The organism is Bdellovibrio sp. (assembly GCF_047637665.1).
GTDB lineage: Bacteria > Bdellovibrionota > Bdellovibrionia > Bdellovibrionales > Bdellovibrionaceae > Bdellovibrio.
Genome location: NZ_JBLJBT010000033.1, coordinates 172,739 through 184,513, shown reverse-complemented (window position 1 = coordinate 184,513; position 11,775 = coordinate 172,739). Strand labels below are relative to the sequence as shown.

Here is an 11,775-nt window from a genome sequence, read left to right as displayed (position 1 = left end):
ACAAGGGCAGTTCTGTCTATGTACTCAAGGATATCTCCTTTTCCCTGAAAGCCGGAGAGAGTTTAGGAATCATGGGACCCGTGGGCGCCGGCAAAACGACTTTGCTGCATCTTCTGTCGCGAATGTACCCTCTCGAAGAAGGGCAAATCCTGATCAACGGGATTCCCCTTGAAGACATCCAGCAAGAGTCTCTTCGCAAGACGTTCCTTTTGGTTCCCCAAGAGGCCTTTTTGTTCAGCGAAAGTATCTCTGACAATGTCAGCTTTGGTCTGCGCGAAAAAGCTTCGGAAGAAGAAATTCTGCGCATGACGGAGATCGTGGATCTCAGCAAAGAGATCGACTCTTTACCCCACAAGTACGACTCACAGTTGGGAGAAAGAGGCGTCAATCTTTCCGGAGGCCAAAAGCAGCGCCTGACGATTGCGCGCGGCCTGATTATGAAAACTCCCGTCCTTGTCTTGGATGACTCACTTAGCGCCGTGGATACGAAAACAGAAAAGGCCATCGAAGAAGAGCTGGCAAAAAGCCATTCCACGATGAGTCGCATTATCGTGGCTCACCGCCTCTCTTCCCTGAAGGGCGTCAACAAGCTCTTAATTCTTAAGGATGGCTGCGTGGAGGCTTGGGGGTCCTACGCTGAGGTCCTGAAGGTCAGCCCCACGTTCCAAAAAATCGTGCAAATTCAAGGTCAAGGGGATCACCATGAGTGAAAACTTCATGCATGAAGATTTGGTGAAAACCAAAATCACCTATCCGATTTTATTCAAACGACTTTGGCCCTACGCTCGCAAAGAAAAGGTCCTTTTATTTTCGGCCATCTTCGCCGTTGCTGGTGGCGCGATTGCCGCGCGTCTGATTCCCGCTTTGATTGGCTATGCGATTGATCACGGCGTGAAAGAAAAAGACTATTCCATCTTCACCCAAGTAGCCTACGTCTATCTTGTTCTAGAGATTTTTAGGTCCTGCTTTTCATTCGCCAATGTTTATCTTTTCCAGATTTTCGGAAACAGAATGCTTTTTCATTTGCGCGAAGACCTGATGTCCCATGTGCAAAGACTGCCTATGCAGTTTTTCAATAAAACCCCCACAGGCCGCATCGTCACTCGTTTGACTAACGACGTGATGTCTTTAGGGGAACTTTTCACTGATGGCGTCATCTCCGTCTTCACTCACATCGTTATTATTATTTCCGTCGTGATCGCCTTGGCCTTCATTTCTTGGAAGCTGACTTTGGTTTCTTTGATTTTAGCGCCCTTCTTTATTGCCGCCTCTTTCTATTTAAGCAACCGCATCCGCGACATTCTTCGTGAACAGAAAAAGAAGCTGTCTTTAATCAATGCCTTTTTGGCGGAAAATCTGAACGGCATCAAGGTGGTGCAGCTTTACAATCGAGTGACTCGGAACCGAGAGCTGTTCTCCAGCCTTTCCACGGACTATCGTGACACCAACATGCGCTCGATCCGCTCCTACGCGCTTATGCAACCCATCATGAATCTTTTTAATGCCGCGACAATCACCTCGGCCCTTTATTTCGGTGGATTGCTGAGTGCTCAGAATTCCATTGCGATTGGTTCTTTGGTGGCTTTCCTCATGAACATTCAAGATTTCATCCCTCCCCTTCGCGAGATCCTGGAAAAATACCAACAGTTTCAAAACTCTTTAACCAGTGCGGAACGGATCTTCACCTTGATGGATGAAGCCAAAGAGGCGGAGTCGGAACTTCTTCAAGCCCCCGAGGTGATTCGCGGTGATATTGAGATTCGCAATCTGAACTTCCAATACGAAAGTCATCTTCCTCTGGTTCTTAAAAACGTATCCTTGCAAATCAAGGCGGGTGAGTCCATCGCTTTGGTGGGACGCACCGGCAGCGGAAAGTCGACGTTTATATCTCTTTTACAACGATTTTATGATGCCCCCGCAAAGTCGATCTTCGTCGATGGCCTGCCTTTAGAGCGCATCCCCAGAACTGAGATTCGTCATCACGTCGGAGTCGTTCAACAAGACAACTTTATTTTCAGAGGCACGATCAGAGAAAATATCGGCCTGGGAGACCCGCGCATTGGTGACGAGCAGATTGAAAAAGCCTGCGAGAAAACGGGCTACCTGGCCATGCTAAAGCGCACCGGAAGAAGTCTTGCCAGCCCGGTCGATGAACGGGGCGCCAACCTCTCTGTCGGGGAACGCCAGCTCATCGCCTTTGCCCGCATCTTGGCATTCAACCCCGACATCCTGATCCTGGATGAGGCCACGGCGAATATTGATTCTGAAAGCGAACATGTCATTCAGGAAGCGACCAAAGAAGTCACCAAGGGGCGCACAAGCATCATCATCGCCCATCGTCTATCGACGATTGAACAGTGTGATCGTATTGTGGTTTTAAATCAGGGAGAGATCGTGGAAGTGGGCTCTCATGCGGAACTCATGAAAGCCCAGGGACTGTATTATCAGTTTGCTTCTTTAGGCTTAAAATCAACTTTGATGGATGCGTCCGCCGACGGTACTGCAGAACCATAAAAGCGAATCACATTCAAAGACTCGATATAATCCCATCCGTTCACGTTACTGCGTGGAACGGATTGCCCATTAATACTGACGGTAATGGTCTCTACCAAAGGCAATTTGGATAACTTGAAATCTGTGAGGATCTGATAGATCCGAGCCCGAATGTTTGACACCGCTGAAGAAAGATTCGTGCTGCAGATAGATTCTTGCACCCCTGCGGATTCTCGCACGATATCAATGAACGTCAGGCCTGACTCAGAATAGTCGTTGAAGGTTTTGCAGTTCACACTGGTCGGCAAGACGCCAATAAAGTTAAAGACCCACGAACGCGAGCCATCAACCCACGGACGCTTTAAACCATCCAGGAAATTTACATAGTGAGATACGGGACTAGAAACCGCACTCTTATCATTTTCATCTGACAAAGCAATGATCACCAAAAGAGCATCCTCACGGAAAAATCCTTTTCCCTCATTCGCCAGATAACTTGCGGATAGAGCTCTCTCCATGGATTCAAGGCCACGCTCGTTATTACTCCCCGCCTCGCCGACGATCATTCGGTCTTTCAGACTATTGATGAGATCCGGCGTTGACGACGTAACATACTTCGGACTTCCGATAAAACGCCCTCCATCGGGATTCGTGCCCCCCATGCTGGTCGTGACCACGGCCATATGATAGTCCATCTTCAGTGAGTTGAGTTTCCCCACAAGATCAGGAACCTGTGCACTGAGACTTTGCTGGTGTTTCAACATCGAAGAAGAGTTATCGACGATCCAAAGAATGTCGACCTTGTTATTATAAGTAATACTTTGACCAAAGTTATCGGAGGCGGCAGGAAGATCGAACTTTACGTCCTGCGCACAAGCCGCCAATACGAAGACCGTTGCGACCATCCCCAATACTGAAAATTCCTTTTTCATAAGTCCTCTTTTTCCGGCGGTCCGAACTCTAATACCTAGGCAGCTTTGGTTGTGAAGTTCTTTATGGATTCACGCACGGATTGACTTAACGTCGTGAACTTCACTCCGTACTTCACAGCCTCGGCATCGTGAGAAGAGGCCTCTTTGACAAATTGTTTGCTGACGATTTGGCAAACGACATTGAAAGGAGGAACTCCATTGCCGGGCTGAAAATGAAGAAACAAGGATTGACCCGGCTGAAGATTTGGCGTGTCGATCAAAACACCCGCTCCTCCCGCACTGATCTCCAAAGCCTGACCACGGAAGACCGTCTTATTATTATGAACAATCAACGAAGCTCCATAAGAAGCCCGTGCATGACGACGACGGAAAAAGATTTCTGCGACATCGGCATCATTGGACTCTTTCATCGAACGAATGCTTTTGGGTGAAAACTCTTCCAACTCTGCCACCCGTTTCCAATTTGGAAGTTTGGAGTGCCAAACATAGTCGTATTCAAAAAGAGCTTTTTCTTGCAGCATCTGAATCAGTTCCAACTGGCAAAAGGGGCCATAGTTGTTGCCGTCCTTTAGCAGGAACCACTCTTTTTCTTTTAGAGTGTTCTTGGGAGTCGAAGCCAACGGGGCTCCTGGACGAACGGAGGGCCTTTGCGCGAGCTTAGCTGCAAACTCGGGGTGTTCCACCAACATCAACCACTCACCGATCGTTTCGTCATAGACGTAGTCAGTCCATTGATGCTCCTGGGATTCGATCTTATTTAAGACTGTCTCATGTGTGTACGGACCAACATGAGTCCCATTGTTTGAAAGATAGTACTGTTTTGCCATTGTCCGATACTCCTTAAGAAGCCTATCGGCGCAAACAGGACCCGACTTAACTGTAGGAAATTAGACATTTTATGAAGAATTGATTGCCGATTTTCGTCGAACTTTTAGGCAAAAATAAAGCTCAAGGGTTCCCCATAAGAACCGAAAAGCTAAGAGATATTCAAATTGCCACTTAAACCAATGTGAGTTTATGGTGTTTATACAGAAAAAAGACATGAAACTAAGAAAAAACATCCTCATCGTGGACAACAACAGTGAACTCGAACACTTGGTGAAAGAGCCCTTGTTGAAGCAATTGGAGAACTCCGGCGTGTCTCCTATTGTCGTGCGCGCCAAAGACGGTGCGGAAGCGGCTATCAAGTCTGAAAATCAAAAGTTTGACGTCGTTCTGATTGATACCGAAGTCCCCCGTTTGATGGATGGGGGGTTTGTGTATGGCATTCATACTTACAAGAACACCCAAAATGCAGACATTGTGGTAATCTCGCAAAAAGAACTGACGGATCTTCCCGATTCTTTGAAAGGCTCCAAGTTTTTCAAAAAACCTGTCAGTCCTGATGAGTTGATCAATGCTCTCATCAATCTTTTGAACACCCAACATCACGGACAAAGCAAAGATCCTCATGCCACAGCGGCTGCCGCTTCGAAATATGCCGTGGATGTTCGCGTGATCAATGCCATGATCAAGGCCACCTTAAATGTATTCACTCAGTTTGGCGTCACCGGCATTAATATGGAAAAAGCCGGTCCAAAATCACCCCACGATCCCTTGATGGGCGAAGTTTCTTCGGCGATTGATATTAAAAGTCAGTCCTTCCAGGGTTTTCTCAGTATTTCCTTCGACAAAGGAAGTTTCCTTGAGGTTGTCTCCCTTATGTTGATGGAGGAGCAAACGGAACTCACCCAAGAAAATCAAGATGCCGTGGGCGAGATCAACAATATTATCTTCGGTAATGCAAAATCTGAAATCACCAGTTTTGGCGTGCAGATGACCGTTCCTCGAGTGCTCTTAGGTGCCAATCAAACGATTCCCTGCGCACAAGGGTCCGCCGGAATGATGATCCCCTTTTCAACAAGCAAAGGGAAATTTTATCTCACGGTGGTCGCGCTTCCTTTAAAAGAGTAAGCGCTTTATTCCATTGCCAAGGCCTTCTTCCACTCGGGCGTGGGTAAGATGAGCTTTCGTGCTTTCATATCAAAAAGACCAAATGTTAAAACAGCTTCACTGGCCACAGTGCCGTCCTCTTTGATCATCTGCTGCACCATCTGACCCACTTTCCCTTCGTATTTAAGAAGTTGAGTGGTGATCGTGATGCTTTCGCGAAGTCGAATCTCTTTAATGAACTTTACATTCACCTCAAGAATCACCGGCCCCTGCTGTCTTTGATGAATCTCATTAAAGCCATAACCTCGCGGGGTGATGGACTCCCAACGAGCCTCTTCATACAAGGTCAGGTAAGTGGCATTGTTCACATGTCCATAGGAATCTACGTGCTGTTCTTTAATAACAAGGGTGTACTGACTTGGTTCTGCCATAGGCACCTTCACTTCACTTCTTGCGCCAAGGTCTTCAGCATCTCGCGCACGGAATCGTAATCCCCATCTGAAGACTTTTTAAAATTCGTGGCTCCCAACATAAGATCCACTGCCTTCTGCCCGTCCGGTGTGGCCACAAACTTTAAGAGCGCATTGATAATGACATCCTTCATCTCTTCCGGCATGTCTTTGCGAAAGACGATCGGATCGTTGGGAATGGGCTCGGACAGCTCTATAATTTTAATCTTTTCTTCCACATCGGGATACTGGATTTTCACAAGACGGCGCGCGTCCTCGATGTGCCCATTGCGAGGCGGACTATAATATGTCGCCCCCGCATCGACCTGGCGTTGATAAATCATAGATATCACCGAGTCGTGTTTCATCGCAAAAACCGTTTGTTTGGGTTCGATATGGCGATCTTTCAGTGTTTTCATCGGCAATAGATATCCTGACGTCGAAGCGGGATCGACAAACGCCATCTTCTTTCCCGTCAGATCTTTCAAAGTTTTGATCTTACTGTCCGCACGAGCTAAAAACTGAGACTGGTAAGTTGCCAGTCCAAAACGAATCACGGTCAGACGTGCTTCGACACCATATTTCTCGTGGGCCATATAATAACCATAAGTATTTATCGCCGCGACGTCGGCTCTCTTGGTGCCAAACGCTTCGACCACGGCGACAAAGGACTGAGGAATCGTAATTTGATATTTGTAGGGCGTATTTTTTTCCAGATACTGCTTGAGTACTTCCGCATTGTCCGCCAAGACCTTGGCATCTACAGAGGGGACTAATTGAAATTTAATAGGATTTTTCTCGGTTCCTAAGACATCTTTCTTGGACTGGCACGCCGTCAAAGAGACCATCAGGACTATCGTAGTAAAGAGTCTCATCATGTGCTATTTGCCTCCGTCCTCATTATAGAAAATCACCGTCTTCGGGCAAGAAAAGTCTTTGATTTCACTAGACTTGTATGGCTAGATGGCCCCATATGTTAGAGCAGATTCTTGTTAACATTCAGGACCTCACCCGCAAGGGACAAAAGAGTCTCGTGGTGTTTGATTTGGACTCCACACTTTTCGACGTGAGCCCACGTCTAGAACGCATCCTGCTTGATTTTGCCGCCGCTCCCTTAAATCAAAAACTTTTTCCAGAACAGGTGGCCTTACTTAAGAACATAAAAACTCTGCGCAGCGACTGGGGCATCAAGGGTGCTTTAGAACGCGCGGGTCTTGATGGGCACCATGCGGATTTTCAAGAGGCCATCAAAGATTATTGGCAAAAGAGTTTTTTCTCGAATCACTATCTGCAGTTTGATAGCCCCTATGAAGGGGCTCTTGAGTTCGTGGCTTCGGTGGAAAGCGTGGGAGCTGAGATTGCGTATCTCACCGGTCGCGATGTGGAAAGAATGGGTGTCGGCTCTGAAGAGATCATGCGCCGCTGGGGATTTCCTTTAAATGAGAAGGCGCTGCTGGTTTTAAAACCTCACCGCAGCATGGACGATGCGCAATTCAAAACCGATTGGTTTATTGAGGCTGATAAAAAAGGTTATTCCAAAATTTACTTCTTTGAGAATGAACCCGTAAATCTTCATCATTTGGCTCAGTTCTGCCCGCACGTTGAAATGATTTTCTTCGAAAGCACTCACGCCGGAAAAGCCGAGCCTCCGGAAGCCCTGCCACGCATTATGAACTTTCTGCTGAATCAAAAGGAATCCTGATGCTTTACCTTGTAGCCACACCCATTGGCGATACGACAGAAATCACTCTGCGAGCGTTGGAGATCCTCAAATCTTGTGACGTCGTCATTTGTGAAAGCACCAAGGAAGCCTCAAAACTTTTACGCTCTCATGGCATCACGGGAAAAACCTATGAAGTTCTGGATGAACATTCGACCCCAGAAGATAAGGCGGCTTTAGTTCCGCTGTGTGCGGAAAAATCCGTGGCGCTGGTAACCGATTGTGGGACACCTGGCTTTTGTGATCCCGGAGCCGATCTGGTGCGCCTTTGTCGGCAAAAGAATGTTCCGGTGAAGTCCGCCCTGGGGGCCTCGGCCCTGATGGGACTTCTTTCTTTAAGTGGTCAGCGGCTGGACGAATTTGTTTTTCGTGGCTTCTTACCGGCGGAAACCGAATCTCGAGGGAAAGCCTTAAGAGAACTCACCAAAGAAAAACGCGCCATCATTGTGATGGATACGCCCTATCGCCTGAAAAAAACCTTGAACGACATGAAAGAACATTTCTCAAATAGAAAGTTCTTACTGACTCTCAATCTTTCTCAGGACGATGAGTGTGTGTTGGATGGAAACATCGACAAACTCATTTCTGGACTCCCCTATGAAAAGGCGGAGTTTATGCTGCTTATTTATCCGACTTAAAAATGGAATCATTGGTGTCGCTTCCCATAGACAGTTTTATTCCCGCCATTGAGGAGCAACTCAAAAGTGGGAATAATCTGGTCATCACCGCAGCCCCCGGCGCCGGCAAAACCACACGTCTTCCCCCCGCTCTTGCAAAAATCGTTAATAAGAAAGTCTTGGTTCTGGAGCCCCGTCGCATGGCCGCTATTGCCGCCGCTCATCGCATTGCGGAAGAACAAGGCTGGCAAGTGGGCCGCGAAATCGGCTATCAAGTTCGTTTTGCCAACAAGACATCGACACAAACCAAACTAATTTTTATGACCGAGGCGTTGCTGGCTCGACAAATGATTGAAGATCCTGAACTTAGCGATGTCGATCTGGTCATTTTAGATGAGTTTCATGAAAGATCCATGCATGTCGACTTGGCTCTGGGACTTTTGCGCGAACTGCAGGAGCTGGGCCGTGATATCAAAATTCTGGTGATGTCCGCAACCCTCGAGGCGGAAAAAATTTCTCAATATCTTGGCCACTGCCCCATTGTCAGCGTCCCAGGAAAACTTTTTGAATTGGACGTTCGTTATCAAAAAGGGTCTCAACTTCTGCAAACGTCCCCGGCCTTCTATGACAATCTAGTTCAAACCGTTAAAGAGGCCCAATCCCAAACAGACAAAGACATTCTGGTTTTTCTTCCTGGCGTTGGGGAAATTGATCGTGCGCAAAATGCCTTGCAAGCCTGGGCCGACAGTAAGAATTTGGAATTGATTCCCCTGCACGGCACTTTAAATATCGAAGATCAACGACGGGCTTTGCAGAAGTCCTTGCGACAACGTATTGTTCTTTCCACCAATATCGCCGAGTCCTCGGTCACGTTGGATGGCGTTAACACCGTGATTGACTCGGGCCTGGCAAAAAACATGCGGCAAGATCATCGCACGGGGTTCTCTCGTCTTGAACTGGGTCGCATCAGCCTATCCAGCGCTATTCAGAGGTCGGGACGAGCGGCCCGTCAGTTCCCCGGCGTGTGCTATCGTCTGTGGAATAAAATGGATGAACTCTCTTTCAGTAAAAGCGAGATCGCCGAGATTCAAAGAATTGATTTAACCGAGAGTCTGCTTTTTTTAAGTGCCCAAGGGGTCACCGACTTTGATTCCTTCAGTTGGTTTGAAAAACCACCCGCTGTGGCTCTCAATAATGCCATTCGCTTTTTGAAGATCTCGGGCGCTTTGGATCAGAATCAAAAGATCACGGAACTGGGGCGGCGTATGCTGCACTTTCCTCTTCCCGTGCGTCTGGCAAAGCTGATGCTGGTGGGACAAGAGCTTGGAGTTCCGGAGCTTGCTTCAGAATTGGCCGCCCTTCTGCAAGAACGCGATATTTTAAAAAAAGATTCCTTCGCCTCCTTTCTGGGTGACAATCTTGAATGTGACCTCTCGGCACGACTTGAGGTTTTAAAACACTATCGAAAAACCAAAAAAGCTTCTGCCGGGGCTCCTTTTTTCGCTTTGCAAACCGTCGATCAGGCCGCTCGACAAATTGAAGACCTGGCGATGCGCTTAAAGACAGCCGCCACACCCCAAAAAATCGACACGAAAGAGTCTTCGTCACTTCTTAAAGAGATTTTACTGAAAGCCTATACCGATCGTCTTTGTCGACGTCGTGGAAAATCAGAACGGGCTCTGATGGTCGGGGGTCGTGGTGTCAAACTTCAATCGGAAAGCCTTGTGAAAAATTCCGAGTTTTTTATCGCGCTCAATGGTGTTGAAGGAAGCTCTGACGCGGAAACCGTGGTCAGCTTGGCCTGTGGTTTTGACAAAGATTTTATTTTGCAGACCTTTAAAGACCTCATCGTCAAAACTCGCGATGTGACTTTTGTTGAAGACAAGGGACAGTTTTTCACTCGGGAATATCGCAGTCTTTTTGATTTACCTTTGGACGAACCCTCTTTGAGCCCCGCCTCAGCGGAAGATATCGCTGAAAAACTGCCGCAAATTCTTTCAGAGAAATTTGAATTGGTTCTTAAGAACAATGAAAAACTGAGCCATTGGTGGAGTCGTTGGGAGTTTTTGCAAAGGCAAGAGCCACAAAATATCGACGTCACAAAGCTGATTCACGAAGCCCTGTCTCAAGCCTGCTTGAGTGAAACAAAGATGCAAGCGGTGATGGAAAAAGATCTGGTCTTTTTCTTTGAGTCAGTCCTTCCGGCAAATGTCGCTGGGCTTTTGCGAAAAGAAGTTCCCGACCGTCTGGAGGTCCCGAGCGGAAGCAAGATTCAGGTGATCTACCCCGTCGACAAGGGCCCCTATCTCGAGGTCAGAATTCAAGAGGTCTTTGGGTTGATGGAAACACCCAAAGTCTATTTTGGAAAAATCCCCGTCACCTTGCATTTGTTGGCGCCCAACTTCCGCCCCGTCCAAGTCACTTCCAGCCTGGAAAGCTTCTGGAAAAATGGCTATCCCGAGGTTCGCAAAGAGTTGCGCATTAAGTATCCGAAACACCAATGGCCCGAGGATCCCGCCGATGGAACCCCCGAAGCCAAAGGTCGCCGTCGCTTCTAATGAAAGCAATGTTCACTGACTTCGCGCTTTTCTTTTCCTTCAAGGTAGGTCAGAAAAGCGGCACAGCGAAAAGTGAGATCAATCATCGTATCCGTATCCATCACAAACTTTTCGCCATTCAGGTTAAGAACGACCAAGTTTTCGGTCAGTTCTTCAAAACCGATCTGATTTGCTTCGACAAATTGTGCCTTTTTCATTAGCCCCTCATTGAGTAATAGCCAATGACCAGTCCGGGCTCAAAAGCGAAGGGCACCGCTTCAAGTTTTGGTTCATCGCTCAAACGCCCCTCTTCTTTACCCGCCCCGTCTTCTTTATTCAGATGCGAAGGCAACGGCAACCGAGGGCCTTGTTTTGCTTGAAGATAGACTTGATTGTCATAAGCCTCCGCCTTCAAACGAATCTTGTCGCCCACACGAATCACTTGCGACCCAATATTCACCTTTTTTCCATTCACAAGAACTTTGCCGTGAGAAACCAGCTGGCGAGCGGCCGGAATGCTGGGAGCAAAACCTAAGCGGAAGACCACGTTGTCCAAGCGCTTTTCTAGCAGATTCACCAATGCTTCAACCCAGTTCGTCGCCTGAGATTTTTTTGCTTTATTAATCAAACGACGAAACTGTTCTTCGCGAAGACCATAGTGAAATCGGAGCTTCTGCTTTTCTTCAAGCTGCAAAGCAAACTCGGAATATTTTCGGCGCTGCAAACCATGCTGCCCCGGTGGATAAGGGCGGCGCTCAAGGGCTCCGGCCTTGCCCATTCCGGGAAGCTCCGTGAGCAGTCTTCTTTGTCTTTTATAGCGAGGTATTTTTCCTTTTCTATTCATAACTCTTTGATTCCTTCCAACGTCGTCTCAGGATTTAAAGGGCTCTAGGAGGAAAGAACAGAAATTCTTGAAATTAGGGCTTGGATGAAAACCGGAAGAAAGTGGAATGAAAGAGCGTTGAGAATGAGAGGGTCTTAAAATAAAAAGGCCCTCCATTTCGCGGAGGGCCTTTAAGCTTACCAACCTGATAAGCGACGACGGCGGTTTCTTTTGCGAACGGGAGCAGTTGTTCCGTTGCTCTCACCTTGATG

12 protein-coding genes are annotated in these 11,775 nt (G+C 47.6%); 6 read left to right on the top strand and 6 right to left on the bottom strand.

From position 1 onward, the window contains the following. Both ACM64D_RS11595 and ACM64D_RS11590 read left to right on the top strand, forming a co-directional pair. Nucleotides 1–710: ATP-binding cassette domain-containing protein (locus tag ACM64D_RS11595; RefSeq protein WP_415063385.1), on the top strand; the 710-nt coding region annotated here is incomplete at its 5' end. Beyond that, nucleotides 703–2,514, top strand: coding sequence for an ABC transporter ATP-binding protein (locus ACM64D_RS11590; protein WP_415063384.1), 1,812 nt, complete (start codon nt 703–705; stop codon nt 2,512–2,514). The genes ACM64D_RS11595 and ACM64D_RS11590, both read left to right, overlap by 8 nt. On the opposite strand, the gene ACM64D_RS11585 is transcribed toward ACM64D_RS11590, so the two are convergent. Together ACM64D_RS11585 and ACM64D_RS11580 are read right to left on the bottom strand one after the other, a co-directional pair. Further along, on the bottom strand, nt 2,445–3,425 hold the full coding sequence (locus tag ACM64D_RS11585; protein ID WP_415063383.1) for a hypothetical protein: 981 nt from the start codon (nt 3,423–3,425) through the stop codon (nt 2,445–2,447). The two genes, ACM64D_RS11590 and ACM64D_RS11585, sit on opposite strands and share 70 nt — an antisense overlap. 35 nt (nt 3,426–3,460) lie before the next feature. Further along, nucleotides 3,461–4,252, bottom strand: a complete 792-nt coding sequence (locus tag ACM64D_RS11580) for a GYF domain-containing protein (RefSeq protein WP_415063382.1) — start codon at nt 4,250–4,252, stop codon at nt 3,461–3,463. A gap of 214 nt (nt 4,253–4,466) precedes the next feature. Between ACM64D_RS11580 and ACM64D_RS11575 the strand changes: the two genes are divergently transcribed. Then, on the top strand, nt 4,467–5,378 hold the full coding sequence (locus ACM64D_RS11575) for a chemotaxis protein CheX (RefSeq protein ID WP_415063381.1): 912 nt from the start codon (nt 4,467–4,469) through the stop codon (nt 5,376–5,378). 5 nt (nt 5,379–5,383) lie between these two features. Here the strand turns inward: ACM64D_RS11575 and ACM64D_RS11570 are convergent, their stop codons facing one another. Beyond that, complete coding sequence (locus ACM64D_RS11570; RefSeq protein ID WP_415063380.1) at nt 5,384–5,788, bottom strand: acyl-CoA thioesterase; 405 nt, start codon at nt 5,786–5,788, stop codon at nt 5,384–5,386. Nucleotides 5,789–5,796: 8 nt separating this feature from the next. Beyond that, the gene (locus ACM64D_RS11565) at nt 5,797–6,684 is read right to left on the bottom strand and encodes a phosphate/phosphite/phosphonate ABC transporter substrate-binding protein (protein ID WP_415063379.1); all 888 of its coding nucleotides are present in this window, start codon (nt 6,682–6,684) and stop codon (nt 5,797–5,799) included. Nucleotides 6,685–6,761: 77 nt separating this feature from the next. Between ACM64D_RS11565 and ACM64D_RS11560 the strand changes: the two genes are divergently transcribed. The 3 genes from ACM64D_RS11560 to hrpB are packed head-to-tail and all read left to right on the top strand — an operon-like array spanning nt 6,762 to nt 10,701. Then, complete coding sequence (locus ACM64D_RS11560) at nt 6,762–7,508, top strand: HAD family hydrolase (protein WP_415063378.1); 747 nt, start codon at nt 6,762–6,764, stop codon at nt 7,506–7,508. Continuing rightward, nucleotides 7,508–8,164 carry an SAM-dependent methyltransferase gene (locus ACM64D_RS11555; RefSeq protein WP_415063377.1) on the top strand — a complete coding sequence of 219 codons (657 nt, stop codon included), beginning with the start codon at nt 7,508–7,510 and terminating at the stop codon, nt 8,162–8,164. Before ACM64D_RS11560 ends, ACM64D_RS11555 begins: the two co-directional genes overlap by 1 nt. A gap of 2 nt (nt 8,165–8,166) precedes the next feature. After that, nucleotides 8,167–10,701, top strand: a complete 2,535-nt coding sequence (gene hrpB, locus ACM64D_RS11550; protein ID WP_415063376.1) for an ATP-dependent helicase HrpB — start codon at nt 8,167–8,169, stop codon at nt 10,699–10,701. Here the strand turns inward: hrpB and ACM64D_RS11545 are convergent. Together ACM64D_RS11545 and rpsD are read right to left on the bottom strand one after the other, a co-directional pair. Then, the gene (locus ACM64D_RS11545) at nt 10,698–10,898 is read right to left on the bottom strand and encodes a hypothetical protein (protein WP_415063375.1); all 201 of its coding nucleotides are present in this window, start codon (nt 10,896–10,898) and stop codon (nt 10,698–10,700) included. The two genes, hrpB and ACM64D_RS11545, sit on opposite strands and share 4 nt — an antisense overlap. Further along, nucleotides 10,898–11,524 (bottom strand): 30S ribosomal protein S4, encoded by a 627-nt coding sequence (rpsD, locus tag ACM64D_RS11540; protein WP_415063374.1) that lies wholly within the window; start codon nt 11,522–11,524, stop codon nt 10,898–10,900. Before rpsD ends, ACM64D_RS11545 begins: the two co-directional genes overlap by 1 nt. Nucleotides 11,525–11,775 lie beyond the last annotated feature (251 nt).